The 21493-nt window shown below is 32.9% G+C and carries 17 protein-coding genes; 6 read left to right on the forward strand and 11 right to left on the reverse strand.

The genetic code is table 11. The annotated features are described in order from the left end of the window. Positions 1-91: 91 nt before the first annotated feature. From tpiA to AC2DZ0_RS05730, 3 genes are all read right to left on the reverse strand, one after another. Positions 92-853: a triose-phosphate isomerase gene (tpiA, locus tag AC2DZ0_RS05720; RefSeq protein WP_484644250.1), complete on the reverse strand. Its 762-nt coding sequence runs from the start codon at positions 851-853 to the stop codon at positions 92-94. Positions 854-884: 31 nt separating this feature from the next. Continuing rightward, positions 885-1382 (reverse strand): TlpA family protein disulfide reductase, encoded by a 498-nt coding sequence (locus AC2DZ0_RS05725; protein WP_484644252.1) that lies wholly within the window; start codon positions 1380-1382, stop codon positions 885-887. 121 nt (positions 1383-1503) lie between these two features. Next, entirely contained in the window at positions 1504-2580 is a 1077-nt protein-coding gene (locus tag AC2DZ0_RS05730; RefSeq protein ID WP_484644253.1) for an ABC transporter permease, read from the reverse strand. A 143-nt stretch (positions 2581-2723) separates the two neighbouring features. Between AC2DZ0_RS05730 and uvrA the strand changes: the two genes are divergently transcribed. The 4 genes from uvrA (at position 2724) to AC2DZ0_RS05750 (ending at position 11784) form a co-directional block, all read left to right on the forward strand. Next, on the forward strand, positions 2724-5555 hold the full coding sequence (gene uvrA, locus AC2DZ0_RS05735) for an excinuclease ABC subunit UvrA (protein WP_484644255.1): 2832 nt from the start codon (positions 2724-2726) through the stop codon (positions 5553-5555). Between the two features lie 92 nt (positions 5556-5647). Then, complete coding sequence (locus tag AC2DZ0_RS05740) at positions 5648-6361, forward strand: LOG family protein (protein ID WP_484644257.1); 714 nt, start codon at positions 5648-5650, stop codon at positions 6359-6361. Positions 6362-6375: 14 nt separating this feature from the next. Beyond that, on the forward strand, positions 6376-9201 hold the full coding sequence (locus AC2DZ0_RS05745) for a gluzincin family metallopeptidase (RefSeq protein WP_484644259.1): 2826 nt from the start codon (positions 6376-6378) through the stop codon (positions 9199-9201). A 129-nt stretch (positions 9202-9330) separates the two neighbouring features. After that, positions 9331-11784 (forward strand): alpha-ketoacid dehydrogenase subunit alpha/beta, encoded by a 2454-nt coding sequence (locus AC2DZ0_RS05750; RefSeq protein WP_484644261.1) that lies wholly within the window; start codon positions 9331-9333, stop codon positions 11782-11784. Positions 11785-11864: 80 nt separating this feature from the next. Here the strand turns inward: AC2DZ0_RS05750 and AC2DZ0_RS05755 are convergent, their stop codons facing one another. The 8 genes from AC2DZ0_RS05755 to AC2DZ0_RS05790 all read right to left on the reverse strand — a co-directional run bounded on the left by AC2DZ0_RS05755 (position 11865) and on the right by AC2DZ0_RS05790 (position 19199). Then, positions 11865-12590, reverse strand: coding sequence for a hypothetical protein (locus AC2DZ0_RS05755; protein ID WP_484644263.1), 726 nt, complete (start codon positions 12588-12590; stop codon positions 11865-11867). A 91-nt stretch (positions 12591-12681) separates the two neighbouring features. After that, positions 12682-13335, reverse strand: coding sequence for a hypothetical protein (locus AC2DZ0_RS05760; RefSeq protein WP_484644264.1), 654 nt, complete (start codon positions 13333-13335; stop codon positions 12682-12684). A gap of 139 nt (positions 13336-13474) precedes the next feature. Further along, on the reverse strand, positions 13475-14224 hold the full coding sequence (locus AC2DZ0_RS05765; RefSeq protein ID WP_484644266.1) for a hypothetical protein: 750 nt from the start codon (positions 14222-14224) through the stop codon (positions 13475-13477). Positions 14225-14368: 144 nt separating this feature from the next. Continuing rightward, positions 14369-15019: a hypothetical protein gene (locus tag AC2DZ0_RS05770; RefSeq protein WP_484644267.1), complete on the reverse strand. Its 651-nt coding sequence runs from the start codon at positions 15017-15019 to the stop codon at positions 14369-14371. A 20-nt stretch (positions 15020-15039) separates the two neighbouring features. Beyond that, positions 15040-15762 (reverse strand): hypothetical protein, encoded by a 723-nt coding sequence (locus tag AC2DZ0_RS05775; RefSeq protein WP_484644269.1) that lies wholly within the window; start codon positions 15760-15762, stop codon positions 15040-15042. 180 nt (positions 15763-15942) lie between these two features. Beyond that, positions 15943-16680, reverse strand: a complete 738-nt coding sequence (locus AC2DZ0_RS05780; protein WP_484492071.1) for a hypothetical protein — start codon at positions 16678-16680, stop codon at positions 15943-15945. A 305-nt stretch (positions 16681-16985) separates the two neighbouring features. Beyond that, entirely contained in the window at positions 16986-17735 is a 750-nt protein-coding gene (locus tag AC2DZ0_RS05785) for a hypothetical protein (protein ID WP_484644271.1), read from the reverse strand. A 150-nt stretch (positions 17736-17885) separates the two neighbouring features. Further along, entirely contained in the window at positions 17886-19199 is a 1314-nt protein-coding gene (locus AC2DZ0_RS05790; protein ID WP_484644273.1) for a DUF2851 family protein, read from the reverse strand. Between the two features lie 148 nt (positions 19200-19347). On the opposite strand from AC2DZ0_RS05790, the gene AC2DZ0_RS05795 reads away from it, so the two are divergent. Together AC2DZ0_RS05795 and AC2DZ0_RS05800 are read left to right on the forward strand one after the other, a co-directional pair. Further along, a complete protein-coding gene (locus AC2DZ0_RS05795) occupies positions 19348-19977 on the forward strand; it encodes an NAD(P)H-dependent oxidoreductase (protein ID WP_484644275.1) in 630 nt (209 codons plus the stop codon). 14 nt (positions 19978-19991) lie between these two features. Further along, the gene (locus AC2DZ0_RS05800; RefSeq protein WP_484644277.1) at positions 19992-21449 is read left to right on the forward strand and encodes an aminoacyl-histidine dipeptidase; all 1458 of its coding nucleotides are present in this window, start codon (positions 19992-19994) and stop codon (positions 21447-21449) included. Positions 21450-21493 lie beyond the last annotated feature (44 nt).

Here is a 21493-nt window from a genome sequence, read left to right on the forward strand (position 1 = left end):
ACGAAGAACAAATTAACATATATTAACAAAAAAAAAGGCTGAATATGTTCCTTCGAACATATTCAGCCTTTTTTAAATTTATTATGATTCCTTATTGGATAGCCTCAATAATAGCAATGAAGTCAGCAGCTTGTAAAGCAGCTCCACCAATCAACCCTCCATCAACATCTTCTTTAGAGAAAATTTCTTTAGCATTCCCTGGTTTACAAGAACCGCCATAAAGAATAGAAACTTCTTCTGCTAAAGCAGCATCATACTTATCAGCTACAATTTTTCTGATAAAAGCATGCATCTCCTGCGCCTGATCTGCAGTTGCAGTTTCACCTGTTCCAATCGCCCATACTGGCTCGTAAGCCAAAACAATATTTTTCCATGCAGAAGCCTCCAAACCAAACAAAGCATTTGAAATTTGAGATTCCACGACAGCAAAATGATTCCCAGATTTACGATCTTCCAAAACCTCACCGAAACAAAAAATAACTTCTAAATTATTTGCCAATGCTGCACTAACTTTCTCTGCTAATAAAGCGTCAGATTCTCCAAAATATTCTCTTCTTTCAGAATGACCTAAAATAACTGATTCTAAACCAATAGAAGTTAGCATCTCTCCTGAAATCTCTCCAGTAAAAGCACCACTTTTTGCTTGATGCATATTTTGAGCAGCAACCTCAACAACTGAACCTTCAGTAGCTTGCTTTACAGCAGTTAAGTTTACAAATGTTGGAGCAACAACAACTCTTGTGTTGTTTAATGTTTTTCCTTTTAACCCTTCTACCAATCCATTAGCCAATGCATTTGATGCCGCTAAATCATTGTTCATTTTCCAGTTTCCTGCTACTATTTTACTTCTCATTTTACTTAATTTAATCGTTTAATTTTATATTTTAACTTTTTAAGGCTTTTTCTAATCCTTTGTCAGATGCCTTTATCGCCTTGTACAATTTTATTCTTCCTAATTCATCTAATACTATATATCTTGGAATCCAATCTAAATCGATAGCATTATTAAAACTACTATCCCATCCTGCCGGAATAAAATAGTGTTCTCCTAAAACGTTGTACTTTTCAATCCCTCTTTTCCAGGATTTAAAATTCTTATCAATAGACAAAAACAAAAATACTACTTCTTCATTTTCATTCTGTAATTCTTTTACTTTTGGCAAACCACCAATACAATCTCCACACCATGAAGCCCAAACATCAATTAGAACACGTTTCCCTTTGTATTTAGATATTATATCAGAAAAATTAAGTTTCTTACCTTTTAAATCCAACATCTCCTCTTGTAAAGCTACAATAGGAAATTCAGTTTTATCTTGTGCCTTACCACAAGACAGCACAAAAAGCAAAAGTACGAATGCTATGTTTTTCAAATATTTCATTTTCTATGAATAAGGATCATGTTTTTAGATTCCCTATTACAGCTACAAACTTACTGTTAAATCCTAAGATAAAAAAGATTCCATATTTCTAATACTTAATCGTTTTCGAGAATAGGATACTCTATCCAAGTCGAATTTTTGGATCTAACCAACTATAAATCAAGTCTACAAATATATTTATCAAAATAAACAAGCTTGCAATGACTAAAACGGCACCCATAATCACCGGCTGATCTAGAGTATTTAAGGCCTCTACGATTTCTTTACCTAAACCATTCCAATTAAATATATACTCAACAAAAACAGCTCCTGCTAACATAGAAGCAAACCAACCTGAAATGGCCGTAACAACCGGATTCATGGCATTTTTGAAGGCGTGATTTTTAACGATCTGATACTGAGATAAGCCTTTCGCCTTTGCTGTTCTAATATAATCCTGATTTAAAACCTCTAACAAGGAATTTCGCATCAATTGGATTACAACCGCTAACGGACGAATCCCAAGCACTATTGCTGGTAATATTAAATTTTTCAACTGAAGTACACTTCCTTCACCAAAATCATCAACCTCAAACAAACTCCCCGTCATGTTTAAATGTGTATATTTTTTTAACACAAAACCAAACAACCAGGCAAAAATAATTGCTGATAAAAACGAAGGCAAACTCATTCCAAAAGTACTAATAACCGCAATAAATTTATCAAAAAAGGTATCTTTCCATATGGCAGAAAACACACCAAAAAAGACTCCAATAAAAAGAGCTAATCCAATAGATGCTATTGCCAAAACGGCCGTATTAGGAAGTGTTTCTGAAATTATCTCACTAACTGGTTTCCCGTTTTTCTGAAAGGACTTTCTAAGATAGGGAACCTTTACTGCTATCTGAAATTTTGCAACGGGCATTTTTAATAAAACATCATATTTACCCTTTTTCATGTAAGAAAAATCATCTGGATTTTCACTATGCAAAGACAAAAAAGAAATATCATTTAGGTAATAAAAATATTGGGTAACTAAAGGTTTATCAAAGCCATATTTCTTTTTTACTGCCTCTAATTGATCGCTATCTTGTCTTTGATCTAACATCATTCTGGCAGGATCACCGGGCAATACATTAAATAGTAAGAAAACCACTGTTGCTACCCCAAACAAGGTAAAAACTCCGTAGCTTAATTTCTGTAAAATATTCTGAACCATTATGGGTAAATAATAGTGACAAATGTACTAAAATTAATCAGCTTTTTCCGTTTAACAAAAGTGGGATTTTTAGTCTAGGAAGATTCAAAGAAGTTCAAATAATATATACTCTTTTTAAGTATCTTTGTTTCTTTTAATTCTACATGGAAGATATACAAGAACACATAGAAGTTTTAGGAGCAAGAACCCATAATCTTAAAAATATTGATGTAAAAATACCGCGAGAAAAATTGGTGGTGATTACAGGTTTGAGTGGAAGTGGAAAGTCTTCCCTTGCCTTTGATACCATATATGCAGAAGGACAAAGAAGATATGTAGAAACTTTTTCTGCTTATGCTAGACAATTTCTTGGCGGTTTAGAACGGCCTGATGTTGATAAAATAGATGGTCTATCGCCTGTTATTTCCATTGAACAAAAAACAACAAATAAAAATCCAAGATCAACTGTAGGTACCATTACTGAAATTTATGACTTTTTACGTTTACTATTTGCACGAGCGGCAGATGCATACTCCTATGAAACGCAAGAAAAAATGGTTAGTTACACCAATGAACAAATTATTGATCTAATTTTAAAAGAATACGATTCCCAAAAAACAATTATTCTCGCTCCTGTTGTTAAATCTAGAAAAGGACATTATAGAGACTTATTTGAACAAATCTCTAAACAAGGCTTTGTAAAAGTCAGAGTAGATGGTGAGATTCGTGATATTGAAAAAGGAATGCGTTTGGATCGTTATAAAACGCATGATATTGAAATTGTAATTGACCGTTTGGTTGTAAATGAAGCGAACACAAAACGCTTAGAAGAAAGCATTAAAACTGCCTTATATTCTGGTGAGAATATTTTAATGGTAATAGAACACCAAGGCGAAACACCACGATATTTTAGTAAAAACTTGATGTGTCCATCTACGGGAATCGCTTATCCGAATCCCGAACCAAACTCATTTTCATTCAACTCCCCTAAAGGAGCTTGTGATTCTTGTAATGGTTTAGGAATGGTAAAGCATACTACCTTTGAAAAATTAGTTCCAGATACTAGTATTTCCATAGCTGCTGGAGGGTTTGCTCCCTTGGGAGAACAAAAAAATAGTTGGATTTTTAAACAATTGCAATTAATAGCGGATCGTTTTAAATTCAAATTAACCGATCCCATCAATAAAATCTCAAAAGAAGCTTTAGAGATTATACTTAATGGTGGAAAGGAAAAGTTCGAAATCAACTCTAAATCCCTTGGAGTTACCAGGAAATATGAGATTGATTTTGAAGGAATCAATGCGTTTATCACGGACCAATATCACAATAGTGACTCGAGCACCATTAAAAGATGGGCCAAAGGTTTTATGGACGAAAGCAAATGTTCTACTTGTAACGGTAATAGATTGAAAAAGGAGTCTTTGCACTTTAAAGTTGCAGGAAAAAACATTTCAGAACTTGCACAAATGGATGTTGGTGAATTAGCAGAATGGTTTGCGAATCTAGAAGCTAAACTTAGTTCAGATCAAAAAATTATTGGAGTTGAGATAATTAAAGAAATACGTACACGTATTCAATTTCTACTCGATGTAGGATTAGAATATTTAACCATTGACAGAACCTCTAAATCATTATCTGGTGGAGAAGCCCAAAGAATCAGACTTGCAACACAGATTGGTTCTCAATTAGTTGGAGTACTTTATATTTTAGATGAGCCTAGCATCGGGCTTCATCAAAGAGACAACGAAAGACTAATCGACTCTCTCATAAAACTGAGAGATATCGGTAATTCGGTCCTTGTGGTAGAACACGATCAAGACATGATGGAATGTGCCGATTATGTATTGGACATTGGTCCCGGTGCAGGTAGACATGGCGGTGAAATTGTGAGTAAAGGAACTTATAATGAAATGATTCAAGAAAGCACCTTAACCGCAGATTACCTTACAAAAAGAAAACAAATTAAAGTTCCGACTGAAAGAAGAAAAGGAAATGGTAATGAACTTGTTCTAAAAGGAGCCTCAGGAAACAACTTAAAAAACGTTTCAGTCACTTTTCCGTTGGGTAAAATGATTTGTGTAACCGGTGTATCGGGAAGCGGAAAATCAACGCTTATAAATGGTACTTTATACCCTATTTTAAATAAACATATTTATAGAGGAGTTAAAGAACCAATGCCTTATAAATCTATCAAGGGCTTAGAACATGTTGATAAAATAATTGATATAGATCAATCCCCAATAGGTAGAACCCCTAGATCAAATCCAGCGACTTATACTGGGGTATTTAGTGAAATACGAAGTCTGTTTGCTAAAACTCCCGAATCTATGATTCGTGGTTATAAAGCAGGAAGATTTTCATTTAACGTGAAAGGCGGAAGATGTGAAACCTGTCAAGGAGGTGGGTTAAAAGTTATTGAAATGAACTTTTTACCGGATGTATTTGTAGAATGTGAGACATGTCAAGGGAAAAGATTCAACAGAGAGACATTAGAAATCAGGTACAAAGGTAAATCTATTTCTGATGTATTGAATATGACTATAAACGAAGCTGTTCCGTTTTTCGACTCTATCCCAAAGATCCACAAAAAGATCAAAACCATACAAGATGTTGGACTCGGATACATAACTCTAGGTCAACAATCTACCACCTTGTCTGGTGGAGAAGCGCAACGTATAAAATTAGCATCAGAGCTATCAAAAAAGGATACTGGTAATACCTTTTATATCTTAGACGAACCTACTACTGGATTGCATTTTGAAGACATCAATGTTCTTATGAATGTACTCAATAAATTAACTGATAAAGGAAATACTGTTCTTATTATAGAACACAATATGGACGTTATCAAATTAGCTGATCATATTATTGACGTTGGTTTAGAAGGAGGACGAAATGGAGGAACTATTTTATGCAAAGGAACACCTGAAGAAATTATAAAAAATAAAAAAAGCTATACAGCAAAATTTTTAAAGAAAGAACTCTTGCAATCTTAGTTTAAAAGCTGTATCATTAGCCTTACAAATCACTAATCATCAAAGTATTTCAATATTTTTATCTGATGATTCAGTATCAAAAATAAACAAATATGAGCCCAAACGAAGATAGAAAGATAAGAGATCGATTCACGCCCAAAACATGGAATGAAATTAAAACAAATGATTCCTGGGCAATTTTTAAAGTAATGGCTGAATTTGTTGATGGATATGAGCGTTTGAGCCGTATAGGACCATCTGTAAGTATCTTTGGATCAGCAAGGACTAAGCCAGATCACAAGCATTACATCCTTGCAGAGGAAATTGGATATAAATTAACACAAAACGGCTATGGAGTTATTACTGGAGGCGGACCCGGAATTATGGAGGCTGGAAACAAAGGAGCTCATAGAGGTAACGGAACTTCTGTAGGTCTGAACATTGAGCTTCCATTTGAACAAAATGACAATCCATTTATAAGCAAAGGAATGAGCTTAGATTTTGATTATTTCTTTGTTAGAAAGGTAATGTTCGTAAAATATTCTCAAGGTTTTATTGTAATGCCTGGTGGAATGGGGACTTTAGATGAATTATTTGAAGCCATTACACTGATTCAAACTAAAAAAATAGGTCGCTTTCCTATTATACTTGTCGATTCTAGTTTTTGGAGCGGTATTATAGATTGGATAAAAAAGGTACTTCTTGAAGAAAACGCAACAATAAGCAAGGAAGACTTAAATTTATTTAGGATTGTTGATACTGCAGATGAGGCTATAGATCACCTTAATAAATTCTATTCTAAATATAGTTTGAAACCAAACTTTTAATTTTTAAAAAAACTGTGCGGAAAATAGTATCATTCTTTATTTTTTTATCAGTTGTAATTTCTGTTGGATATGCCCAAAATTCCAAAATCGAAATCAAAGCTTTACTGCTTCCTGATGTAGATCAATTGGCTATCCAACAGAAAATAACCTATGTCAATAAAAGTGGCAAGCCTTTACATAATTTAGTTTTACATAACTGGCCAAATAGTTTTATTGACAGAAACACAGTTCTAACAAAACGAATGTTAGAAAGCTTTAAAAAGTCGTTATATTTTGCAGACTCCATTGAACGAGGTAACTCAGAAATAAGAAGACTTTCTATTAATTTCAAACCCACCAATTTTCAAGACTATAAGGGCACTAGGGAACTTGTTGAGGTTCTTCTAAACAAAACATTACAACCGAACGACTCTTTAATACTAACAGCTAATTACAAGGTTAAAATACCGAGCAATAAGTTTACGGGTTACGGAAAAGACTATCTAAACGATTATATTTTAAGGTATTGGTATTTGGTACCTGCAGTAAATGAAAACGGCAATTGGAAAGCTTACAACAATAAAGATGTAGACCATATGTATATGGAAGCCATGGATTATGATTTAAAAATTCATGTACCAATCCCCTATCATGTTAATACAGATTTATACAGTACTAAAACCTATTCTAAAAACCTTGCTATATACAATCTTAAAGGTAAAAACAGAGTGGATATCCAGCTAAACATTACAAAAGAAAAAAGCTATCCTGTTTACCAAACCGATCATATAAAGGTTATTTCTAATATTGAAGATAAAAAATTACCTACTGCGATTAAAAAAAGTGTAATAAACCGAGAAATTGAATTTATTGAAAAATTTCTTGGCAAATTTCCCCACAAAAAAATAATGGTTGATCGAGAATCTGCATTTAAAAATAGAGCCTATGGTTTGGATGTTCCTAAATTTTTAAGTGACTTTTCTGATGTTTTTAAATGGGATATCGAATTTTTCAAGGCTTTGAGCAGAAAAATGGTCGAGGAAATGGTTATCGTCAATAAAAATGAAGATTATTGGTTACCCGAAGGAATTGAAATTTATTTGTTAATGGAATATTGTCAAGAATTCTATCCCGAAGCAAAGATTTTAGGGAACCTTTCTGAGATATGGGGTATCAGAACATTAAACTTAACAAAAATGGATTTTAACGCAAAATATCCATTTATGTATCAATTTAGTGCGCGAAGAAATTTAGACCAATCATTAACTACCCGTATTGACTCGCTTTCCAATTTTAACAGAAAGACAATCAATAGCTATAAAGCGGGTTTAGGGTTACGCTACCTTGATAATTATCTAGAAAAAAACGTTTTCAAAACTAGCTTAAAAGAATTCATTGAAAAAGATAAATTCAAAACCAACTCTACGGATTTATTCAGACAAATATTAACAAAGAACACTGATAAAGATTTGGACTGGTTTTTTGGTGATTTTCTAAACTCTAAGAAAAAAATAAATTACACTATAAAAAAAGTCAAACAAGACAATGACTCCGTTTATATAACCATAAAAAACAAAAGAAACATAACAGCTCCAGTTGCTTTATATGGTGTAAAGAACAAACAAATCAAATGGAAAAAATGGATTCCTGATGTGGACTCAACTAAAATCGTAAGTATCAAAAAAGGAGATTTTGACAAAGTATCTTTAAATTACGAATATTTATACCCAGAATTCAATCAACGAGATAATTGGAAAAATGTAAACCCTAAACTTTTTGAAAGACCCTTACAGTTTAAATTAATTAAGGACATTGATGATCCATATTATACTCAAATTTTTTACAAGCCGCGAGTAGGCTATAATTACTATGATGGATTAATTTTAGGAGTCCAGTTTCATAACAAAGCAATACTTCCTAAAACTTTTGAATATAGCCTTGTACCCACCTATAGTTTTAAAAGTAACAACACCTCCGGTGGTTTTGGTTTTTCGTATAATCATTATCCAGAAAACAAAACAATTTATAAATACACATTTGCCATAAATGGTAGCAGTTTTCATTATGATAGAGATTATCGATACAGCACTTTTAACCCAAGTGCAACTATTTTTTTCAATAGAAAATCGCTTCGTGTTCCAGGAAATAATTTTTTAAGAATAAAATACCATATAATCGATAAAGAAATTGCACCAGGAATTGAAAAATCAAACGAAGACAAATATAATTTAGTAAAACTTACGTACAGCTATTCACGACCTGAGATAATAAATGACTTTCGTTTTACTACCAGTATGGAATTTGCAACTTTTTTTAATAAAGTTTCTGCTGACATTCGTTATCGAAAATTAACAGATAGCAATAGACAATTAGACTTTAGATGGTATACGGGTGTTTTTATAGGCAATAGTACAGACCCTGACTCAAACTATTTTAGCTATGGTCTCAGTAAACCTCAAGATTACTTGTTCGAGTACAATATGTTTGGACGTGAAGAAGATGCTGGATTTTTATACCAACAATACATCATTGCAGAAGGAGGATTTAAATCCTTTTTTAAAGAAGATCACCAAAAATTTGCAAACCAATGGATTTCCACTTTTAATACGAGTTTTAACGTATGGGAATGGCTTGAAATATACAATGATGTCGGATTACTAAAAAGCAGAAACACCCCGCTGTTTTTGGGCTATGAATCTGGTATACGATTTAATTTTATGCACGAAATATTTGAATTATACCTACCGGTATACTCGAATAATGGTTGGGAAATGAACAATGATTACTTTAGTAAAATCCGTTTTACCTTTGTACTTGAACCTTTAAAAATATTCAACTCTGTACGTAGAGGATTTTTGTAAAGTGGATTTCCATTTATCAATAGAATGACAACTACTAAAACTCCTTAACACCTCATTTACAGAAGCTAAACCACTTTTTAAATTCCATAGAAAAACAGTATCTTTGCAATACCAAACAAAGCTATTTGTATGACCTCTACCACATCTGAAACTACCTCACAAAATTTATCTTTTGAACAATTTAAAGCTGAGATTCTACAGGACTACTATATCGCAGTTCTTAGTAGAGAATGCAGTTTATTAGGTAGAAAAGAAGTACTTACAGGTAAAGCCAAATTTGGAATTTTTGGCGACGGTAAAGAATTGCCTCAAATAGCAATGGCCAAAGCCTTTAAAAAAGGAGATTGGAGATCTGGTTATTATAGAGATCAAACCTTTATGATGGCATTGGGTGAGTTTAGTCCTCGCCAATTTTTTGCGGGTTTGTATGCTCATACCGATATTGATCATGAGCCGTTTTCTGCTGGTAGGCAAATGGGAGGTCATTTTGCTACCCATATTGTTGATGAAAATGGAGATTGGAAAGATCAAACAAAACAATATAACACAAGTTCTGATGTATCTTGTACTGCTGCACAAATGCCTAGACTTGTTGGGCTAGCATATGCTTCGAAGTTATACAGAAATGTGGATAGTTTGAAATCAGGTTATGAAAAATTCTCTAATAACGGAAATGAAATTGGTTGGGGAACCATCGGAAATGCAAGTACTAGTGAAGGTCACTTTTTTGAAGCTATAAACGCTTCAGGGGTATTACAGATTCCAATGGTTACAAGTGTTTGGGATGACGAATATGGAATTTCTGTGCATGCCAAATATCAAACAACAAAGGAAAACATTTCTGAAGTCTTACAGGGCTTTCAAAGAGACAAGAAAAATAAGGGTCTTGAAATTATGCGTGTTGATGGCTGGGACTATGTGCAGCTGATAGACACTTATAGCAAGGCGGCAGAGATTTCAAGAAAAGAGCATGTACCTGTTTTAATTCATGTTCAAGAATTAACACAACCTCAGGGACATTCTTCTTCTGGATCACACGAAAGATACAAAAGTAAAGAACGTCTGAAGTGGGAAGCTGATTTTGACTGTAATAAAAAATTTAAAGAATGGATTCAAGAATTTGAATTAGAAACACCAAATGGAGTTTTACGAATCATTCAAAACAACTCGGAATTAGAAGCAATTGAAAAACGAGCAAAAAAGGAAGTTCTTCAAGGTAAAAAAGATGCTTGGAAGGCTTTTCTTGAACCTTTAAACAAGGAACAAAAAGAACTAGTACAACTTCTTGACGCTGTTTCGTTAGTGAGTGCGAACAAAAATTTCATCATCAAAATGAGGAATGAACTCGCTGCAACCAAAGAACCTTCAAGAAAAGACATCTACTCCACCGCCAGAAAAGCAGCTCAATTTCTTCGACTAGAAAATTCAGAAGAAAAAGAAGCACTACAAGCTTGGTTGGTAAAAAACAAACAAATCACTCAAGATAGATATAGCACAAAACTTTATAATGATACCGGAAACGGGGTTAGTACTATTAATGAAATTCCTGCAAAATACGCTGAAGAAATTCCTGAAGTAGATGCAAGAATTATTATTAGAGATAATTTTGATGCCATCTTACAGAAACATCCAGATGTATTTATTTTTGGAGAAGATTCTGGTAAAATTGGTGATGTAAACCAAGGGTTAGAAAGCCTACAAGATAAATTTGGCGAAGATAGAGTAACAGATACTGGAATTAGAGAATCTACCATTATTGGACAAGGTATAGGAATGGCCTTAAGAGGTTTAAGACCTATTGCAGAAATTCAGTATTTAGATTATTTAATCTATACCATTCAAACTTTAAGTGATGATTTAGCCTGTTTACGATACAGAACTTTTGGTAAACAAAAAGCACCTTTAATCATCCGAACTAGAGGACACAGGTTAGAAGGAATCTGGCATTCAGGTTCTCCAATGTCTATGATTTTAGGAACGTTAAGAGGTGTCCATTTACTCGTACCTAGAAATATGACTAAAGCCGCTGGTTTTTACAATACACTGCTTAAATGTGATGAACCTGCCATTGTTATAGAAAATTTAAATGGTTACAGACTAAAAGAAAACTTACCTAATAATCTAGGTGAATTTACAACTCCTATTGGCTATGTTGAAACTATTAAGCAAGGAGCTGACATTACGATTGTATCCTATGGCTCTACCTTAAGAATAGTAGAAGAGACTGCATTAGATTTATTACAGGCCGGAATTGACATTGAAATTATTGATGCACAATCATTAATGCCTTTTGACATCAATCATGATATTTCTAAAAGTGTTAAAAAAACAAACCGCTTGCTAATTGTTGATGAGGATGTACCGGGAGGTGCCTCTGCATATATCCTTCAAAAGGTCTTAGACGAACAAAATGCTTACAATTATTTAGATAGTAAACCAGCCACACTTAGCGCTAAAGCACATAGACCAGCATACGGAAGTGATGGTGATTATTTCTCAAAACCATCTAAAGAAGATATTTTTGAGGCAGCTTATGCCATTATGCATGAGGTAAATCCGACAGAATTCCCAGAATTGTTCTAAGAACTATTCTCTTAAAATAAAAAAAGGTCACCTATCTAAATAGGTGACCTTTTTTTGTTCTAAAGTCGAACTGACATTTTTTACTCTATTATTCTTTCCATATTGAAAACAACATCTTCAAAATTTATATTTTTTTGTGATTGAGAGCCTCCAATAGCATCAAAAAATGTTACTTCATAGACAACCCCTTCTCCAATTACGTTTTGATGTTCTCCTCTAATTTCATTTTCAAAAACCTCAACTTCTACTTTAATATCTTTTTTTGTTTCATCCGTATAATAAATGGTATTTAACTCCACTTCATCGTTCCCTATCTTTACTTTTTCGATAAAACTTTCCATAATTCCGTTCGCTTCCACCGCAACATACCCCTGAATCAATTCAAGAGGAACTTGAACTACACCAGTACCAGGAGCAGTCTCTACATCCACTTTATCCAACCCATAATAAGCGACTTCTCCTAATTTTTTCTTTTTAAAATCTGGATGCTTAACCGTTACCTCAACAGGTCCTGTTACTTCAAGAATAATGGGCTGAGTCAAATCAACATCTTCTAATCGTAAATCACCATTTACGAGATTATTTTTTATATCTACTTTATATCCTGTTTTCTCATAATTATGGATAATATCCATATCCTTACCCGGCTGAAGCGTCAAACCAAAACCAAGCGTTATTTCATAAGGTTCGTTGCTCGTTGGTGGAACTCCTTCTTCCAAGTCACTTGTATCATTACAGGAAACAATAGCAACTGATAGCAAGGTATATACTAAAAATCTTAGTCCTTTGTCAATTATTGTTTTCATAATATTTAATTTTTCAAAATAAATTCAAAACTTCAAATCTATTTTATGGTTATTATTTGGTTAGAATCAGTTTAATTAAAATATTATTCTCTTAATAATCTTCAATTAAAAGACCTTCTTCTAAGGAGTTCAAAACATAATGTGTTTCTTCTCCCAACATATTTGCATGCTCGTTTTTAAAACTTCCTTCTTTAGTAATAATTTCAACTTCTATCATTTCTGAAGCCGTGTAATAGGTTACATCAAAAATTGCCGACTTACCTAATATGTTTACTTCCTCAATCGAATCGTCCAAATTTTCATCTGCCAACACAACAACTCTTCCTTGAACAAAGTCCATTTCAACTTCATGCAATACTTCTTGATTAATAAGTAAATCTACTTCATCAATTCCATAATACGATTTTGTTGTTAACTCATTGGGTTCAAAATCTGGATGTACAACAGTTACAACTATAGCTCCATTAGATTTTACCCTTAACGTTTGCATTAAATCTATTTCAGTAAAATTTTTATGACTTGGATGAATAGCTCCACTGATATGAATTTTATAGCCATCCGTCACATAGTCTTGAAAATTCAACTCATCATCTTCATCAATCGAATGATTCTTTTTTGGTAAAACAAATTGCAACTCTGTTTCCTTAAATTCTCCTTTCTCTACAATATTTACTTCTGAATTTTCTTTATTACATGAAACCAGAGTCAAAGAGCAGACAAAAATTGTTAGAACTAAATTTTTCATTTCTCACGAATTATACTTTAAAGGTAACAGCAATAAGCTTGAGCTAAATTAGAATTATGGTAAAACAACCAAATAACTCACTAAACTGACATTTAACAGTCCTAAAAGTTTTTCCTTTTCTTCCAAACTATAGAAATTCTTAAAATGATTTAACGTGAAGCTGCTCTAATTTTAAATCATCAAAGGAATAATATTGTTTCTTTTGATGATTATTTCCAATGATATCTGAAACAGTAAGATCATAAACCATTCCATCACCTAGAATGTTAGTATGTTGTCCTTTTAAAACTCTCCCAAAAACTTTTAAATCCACCTGCACTTTTTCTTCAGATGCTCCTAGATAATAGACGGAATTAAAATCAACATCTTGATTATTTATTTTCACATAATCAATAAATCCTTCAATAAAACTTGCTGTTGTTACCGAAACATACCCCTGTACTAGATCTAATGTCACAATATTGTTTTGTCCTTCGATAGGATTTATTTCCTGAGAAACAGTTCCAAAATAAGCAGATTTTTGAAGCTGATCTTCTTTATACCCAAGATGCAATACTGTAACTTGAATGGGGCCTCTTATTTCTATTTCTAATTTCTGATTCAAATCAACATGCTTAAAAACCTGATTCCCTCCAACAATTCCACCTTCAACAATCACTTTATAGCCTTGTTTTTCGTAATTATGAACAATAGCATTTTTCAATCCTGCCCTAAGGTTATCCTTCAAGGACTCCAGCTCTAACCCAAAACCTATTTCAATATTTTTAACAGGTAGACTTGGCTCCATATTCCCGTCTTCAAAATCATCTACTTGATTACAAGACTGTAAAACAAACACCAATACAACTAATATTCTTGAAATGAATTTAAATTTTATTAAATTTTTCATGGCTTCATTTTTAAAAAACCTCGAGAAGTAATCTTGAGGTTTTATTAGTTTCTTAGATTCATCAAAACAATTTATAACGATATCAACTTCTTTAGTTAGCTCTCTTATAGTTAAACTATTATTTGCCCCAACAAGCTCATTACTTTACATAAAATTCAAATTCCCCTCTTCATCCTCAAACGCATAATGCACATAACCATCACCTATGATATTAGTATTACCAATTTCTACTGACATACCTAGATATGAAATTTTACTAATCAATATCTGATCAGTCAAATAGTAAGTAGTATTAAACTCTGCTGCTATGTCATTTATGGTCAAACTATACTTATTAAAATCAAAGTCTTCCTCTGTATTAACCAGTACATAACCCTGTGTAAAGTTCAAATCCACTGTTAATTCGTCTTGTATTTCTGTTGCCAACGGTACTTCTTCAACTGAAAAAAATGCTTTTTTAGAAATTCCTGATTTATCATAATCAGGATGAACTACAGAAATCACAACATCTCCTGAAACTCCTATTTTTAAAGGCTCGTTCATATTTACATTCGTAACTATTTCAAACTCTTCTGAAATCTCTCCTGTAAAATTTACTGTATAACCATGAGTTATATAGTTATGCATATTTTTGGCTGTAACATCATTATTAGATGACATATATGGCACATTAAAAGACACATATACATAACGTGCTGTTTCTGGATTTTCTGGCTCCATTTCAGCGTCATTATCCTGACAACCTATTAAAACCAAAATAAATGCAACAAAAAGTAATTTTATAATAGCTTTCATAATTTCTCCTTTTCATATTCTTATAAACCGGGTCCCCATACTCCATCACCAGGATCTCCAAACTCAGGAAAAGTAAACTCTATACCATCCCCTGAGATAGTTACATTATACTGGACCCCTTCACCCAATTCTGTATTATGTTCTCCTCTTAATGTTCCATAACCATCTGTTTCAACAAGAACATCAACCACTGGTGTATCCAAATAATAAACAACATCTAACTCCGCAGGTTGCCCCAAAATTTTTATAGATGTAATTAAAGGCTCCGCTAATTCATCAGATGTTACCATCACAAAACCTTGAACTAGCTCCAAAGGGACAATATTATGGTCAGAACTTCCTGTAGGAACCGTATACGATTGAATACCGTAAAAAGCCTCCTGAAGTACATTGTTACTGTAAAATCTTGGATGAGATACGGTCATTACGATATCACCTGTGACCTCTAAGGTGAGTCCTTGAGTCAAATCCACCTCTGTCAAATAGGAATCTTCTGGAGCTATCCCTCCTGTTATTTGAATATTATAACCATCCGTTACATAGGTATGCAAATCCTCTGTTTTTGCAGCAACACCTTTTGCATTTGGAGTTAAAACCAATCCATCAAAACCTAAATGAATCATACGTGGTTCTTGCGGTTCTACGGGTGTTTCTTCTTCTAAAGTACTATCACTACATGAAGACAACATTCCTAAAACGATTACTGACATTGCAGTCAGTACTAGATATTTTATTGCTTTCATAATTATCTGTTTTGATTAATATCAAATGTAGTTTTGATTTTTCCTGGTTAGGGAAATTTCTACATGAAGTATCTTTATTAATGTCTGAAATAACTTTTAATTTTTTAAAGTAACTCCACTTCCCTCGTTAATAAAAAAGGCAGCGTTACTTTGCTGCCTTTTTTTAAAATTATTATTTAATTATTGAGGCGTCAAATCTCCATCTTCTGGATCACCAAACTCTGGCAATTCAAACTCTATCAACTGTCCATTTGAATCTACGGTAAATCTAACTCCTGCTCCTATTGTGTTGGTTGCAGTACCTGTTAAATCTTGACCTGTAGTGTATACATTTACTACAAAACTTGCGTCCGCAGAATAATATGGTATGTCTTTAGATTTCCCTTGAATGGTATTAACATCCAAACCTGTAATTACATTTTCAGCACCATCTCCCTCTGTTACAATAACAAAACCTTGAACCAGCTTTGTTTTAATCAAAGTTTCAGAAGTACCATATAGTATCTCTTGATTCTCAGTTCCATAATAAGCTTGTTCTGTAACTGCTATCTCATTGAAATCTGGATGGTACACTTTTACATTAACATCTCCTACGGCAGTAAATGAAATCCCTTCCTCTGAAGCTAAATCGATATCCGTAAAAATTACTGTACCGTTAGAAACTCCTCCCGAGATTTCAACTGTATATCCTTGCGTTTGATAAATATGCGGGATATTGGAATCATCTGTTTTTGCAACCTTACGTTGTCCTTCTGGTTCTGGAGTTAATGTATACCCCTCAAACCCTAAATTTACCTCAATAGGATCTTGAGGTTCTACAGGACCTGTTTCACTTGTATCATCATTACATGATGCTAAGAATCCTACTGTTAACATTGCTAATAAAACGGTTTTAGTTTTCTTTATTAAATTTTTCATCTTATTAATTTTTATATGATTAGTATAGGACAAATGTATACTCATTTGATCCCCTATTTAAAAAGTTTTAAGTGAGATGGAATATTTTAATACTAAAATGTCTTTTTTGTGATTTAAGGAAAAACCATTTTATGCCACGTATAGATTCCTAATAATTTTCCGAATAAAAACATCACCTCCTTACGCTATAAACACAACAGTATTCACTAAACTTTGATTAAATCAAAGTGTTTCTATAACTGCAAAATATTGAACAAAAAAAAGGCAACAATAAATTGTTGCCTTTTTTCAATATCACTTATCGATTATTTTGTTGGAACAATCGGAGTCAAATCTCCATCATCTGGGTTTCCAAATTCTGGCAACTCAAACTTAATTAATTGTCCATTGGAATCTACAGTAAACCTTACCCCTGCTCCTATAGTATTCGCTGCAGTACCTGTCAAATCTTGTCCTGTAGTATAAACATTTACCACAAAATTAGCAGATGCAGAATAATAAGGGATATCCTTTACCTTTCCTTGAATTGTATTAACATCTACACCTGTAATTACATTCTCTGCGCCATCCCCTTCAGTTACGATAACAAAACCTTGCACTAAGTTCGTTTTAATTAATGCTTCAGCTGTACCATATGTTATGGTTTGATTTTCCGTACCATAATAAGCTTCTTCTGTAACGTCGGATTCATTAAAATTAGGATGAAACACCTTCACATCAACATCTCCTACCGCAGTGAATGATAGTCCTTCTGGAGCTGCTAAATCTACTCCTGAAAATACGACTTTTCCGTTGGAAACACCACCTGTAATTTCAACAGTATATCCTTGCGTTTGATAAATATGCGGGATATTCGAATCATCTGTTTTCGCTACCTTACGTTGTCCTTGCGGTTCTGGAGTTAATGTATATCCCTCAAAACCTAAAGTTACCTCAATCGGATCCTGAGGTTCTACAGGTCCTGTTTCACTCGTATCATCATTACACGAAGCTAAAAATCCTACTGTTAACATAGCTAACAAAATCGTTTTGGTACTTTTTATTAAATTTTTCATCTTATTAATTTTTATATGATTAGTATAGGACAAATGTAGATTCATTTGAAAACCTAAATAAGATGAATAATGTGAAATGGAGTATTTCAAAAGTGAAATGACATTTTCAATATGTTAAAGAAAACCAAATGTATTTTTAGTGTATCTTCATTAACAATTATTCTTTAATATTTGAAGACCTATTGTGCAATTCAAACACTTTTTTAAATCACAATAATTATTTTTTAACTCTAGTAATGCTTGACTATCCATTGCAGATGTAACAGAAACTCCTTTTTCTATAAATAGATTGATGACCGAATTATTTTCTTGCTTTATAGAAGAAATTAAATTTTCCAAATCATTAAATTCATGTTCAAAATTATATTTCCTGTAGGCATATTGGATCGGAATGATCACGTTTATAAGTAACAAATCGATGAATTTTTTGGATATATTTTTCTTTTTCTCAGCAGACATCTTGCCAAACACATAATGATTTTTCCAATAACTTGATGTTTCTGTTGTCAAAAGCTGATAATAATCTTCTAACGTATCACACGCAATCAATTCAGAAAATAAATGAGTCTGAGCTTCATATAATTTTACCAATTGAGAAATTCTTATACTTGGAAAATTATTAGGTCTCAATCTGAAAAACAAAAACTGCTCCTTATTCATTGGGTACAAATTATGTTTTCTTTTTAAAAATTGATATTCGCTTTTCATCTTTAGAAAGTAGCCGTCTTCTATCTCTTCCTCTAAAAATCCTGCTTGGCCAAAAAGAAGTGCTTCCAAAATTCCCTCTTCATTTCTATATTTTCGTATCAATTTAAAATTTATTGATTTTGCTAAACTAAAAAATGAATCTGCATTTATCTTCATACCAAAACACCTAGAAAGCAACAAAAACAAAACTGCTTCCCAATCGTTTTTATTCGTTTTTAACAGTTCTAATATTACGTCATATTTTTGTTCAAGACGTTCAAAATATAGTCGATTTAACCAACTCGACATAATAAAGGAATCTGTATTGCCTATTTTGTTCTCACATAAAATCCATTTCTTCTGCTGAGAGAACAGTTCATAATACCTATTTAATATTGTAGCATTTACATAATCTTTCAGTTGTACTGTAGGTATCTCTGTTTGATTAGAATAAAACACCGGAACATTATATTCCCAAACTACATGCAAAATAACAGTATCATAATTTTTATCGCTTTCATGACCGTGAACATACCAGTCAGAAGACTTCACATGAAACTCAACATTCCCAGCCCATTTTTGTCCATCAATTTCCATTAATCCATTCAAAAAATCTGGACCACTATTTTGATTGAATGTCCCTATTGAAATAATGGCAATTTTTTGTTTATTGATCGTCTCTAATTCATTAAATTCAAATAACTTAAACTTCCATAAATAATATAAAAAATCTTCATTTATGGGAACATTAGATAGTGTAGCTTCCATTCTTTTCATAGTTTTTTTTATTTAAGTTAGAAAAAAACATCCACATTATTATAACTTAGATTGATAGAAGCATAAATTAATAAAATCTATATTGGTAAATAATTTTATAATCTAAAATTAGATTGACTTATTTTTGTAGTCTAAAAAAATATAAAGAATGGATATTCTAGAAAGCCTACAATGGCGATATGCTACTAAAAAATTTGATTCGGATTTTCAACTTAGCCCTGATCAGTTAGATATATTAAAAGAATCTTTCAATTTAACGGCAACTTCTTTTGGTTTACAACCAATAAAATTAATTGTGATTCAAAATAAAGAACTTAGAGAAACACTTGTGTCTCATGCCTATGGTCAAAGACAAGTGGCTGATGCTTCACATTTATTTGTGATCTGTATTCAAAAAGAATCTACTGTAGAAGATGTAGAGAATTATTTCAAATTGGTAAAAAAAGTCAGAAATACACCTGATGAAATCCTTGCCCCGTTTAAGGATTATTTAACAGGAACATATGAAAAGACCGAACAAGAAGAACTGTTAAAGGCAGCTAAATCTCAAGCTTATATTGCACTTGGAAACCTATTAACGGTATGTGCGACACAAAAAATTGACAGTTGTCCTATGGAAGGGTTCAACCCAGAAAAATTTGATGAAGTTTTAAATTTAGAAAAACACAATTTAAAATCAGTTCTGCTATTACCGGTTGGAAAACGTGCCAAGGATGATTACATGGCAGATTTGAAAAAAGTTAGAAAGCCGCTTGATTCAATAATCTTAGAAATGTAATAAAACCAATCTCCATGCACACAGAAATCAGAAATACAGAGCCTAAAGTTTTATGGAATCATTTTTCCGACCTTAATGCCATTCCAAGACCCTCTAAAAAAGAAGAACGCATTGTTGCTTTTATGGTAGCCTTTGGAGAAAAATTAGGTTTAGAAACAAAAGTAGATGCTATCCAAAACGTTTTGATCAAAAAACCTGCGACAAAAGGTTTTGAAAACAAAAAAACAATAGTATTACAATCTCATTTAGACATGGTACATCAAAAAAACGATGCTACTAGTTTTGATTTTGATAAAGAGGGAATCAAAATGGAAATTACTAATGGATGGATTCACGCCCTAGGAACAACCTTAGGGGCTGATAATGGTATCGGTGTCGCTGCTATTATGAGCGTACTTTCTTCTACTACCATTGAACATCCTGCGATTGAGGCTTTATTCACAATTGATGAAGAAACAGGAATGACCGGAGCTATGGAACTACAACCGGGATTTCTATCTGGAGATATTTTATTGAATCTTGATACGGAGGACGATGATGAAATATCAATTGGTTGCGCTGGTGGAATTGATATCACTGGAACGTCAGATTATACCGAAATAGTAAGTGATAAGGATATTTCTGTTGAAATTTCGATCTCTGGATTGAATGGTGGTCATTCAGGAATGGATATCCACAAGGGATTGGGAAATGCTAATAAATTACTTAACAGAGTATTGCTTTATCTTGATAAGTGTATTGATTTTAATCTTATTCAGTTACATGGCGGAAACCTTAGAAACGCGATACCTAGAGAGGCAAAAGCATTAATCCGTGTAAATAATTCTGATTTTTCTAATCTTGAAAAAGCTTTTACTCTCATACAAGCAACAATTGTATTAGAATTCCAACTTCAAGAAAAAAACTTAAAAATAGATTTTGTCAAAACCGAGAGCACTAAAAAAGGAATACCACAAGACCTTCAAAAACAGTTATTACAAGTTATTTCGGCAATTCATAACGGGGTGTTTTCCATGAATTCAAAAATCCCGGAATTGGTTGAGACTTCTAATAATGTAGCTCGTATCTCTGTAGCAAATGGAAATATTGAGATAGCCTGTCTAACAAGATCTTTCTCTGAATCAGGAAAACAAAACTTAGTAAACAGTATTGAAAGCGTTTTTGAACTCGCCAACTATAAAACGACTGTTTCTGGGAATTATCCGGGTTGGGAGCCTAACCCTAACACAGAAATATGTGCTGTTTTACAAGACACATACAAACATCTTTTTAATGAAGAACCTCATGTAATGGCTTGTCATGCAGGTTTAGAATGCGGAATACTTGGTACGCATTATCCCAATATGGAAATGATTTCATTTGGTCCAACCATCAGAGGTGCACACTCCCCAGATGAAAAAGTGAATATCAAATCCACACAAAAGTTTTGGAAATTCTTTTTAGAAATTTTAAAAAGAATACCTAATAAATAAAAAAAGCCAGACAAATTGTCTGGCTTTTTCTATGTCCTGAAACT

It is taken from the genome of Flavicella sp. IMCC45668, from assembly GCF_057219105.1.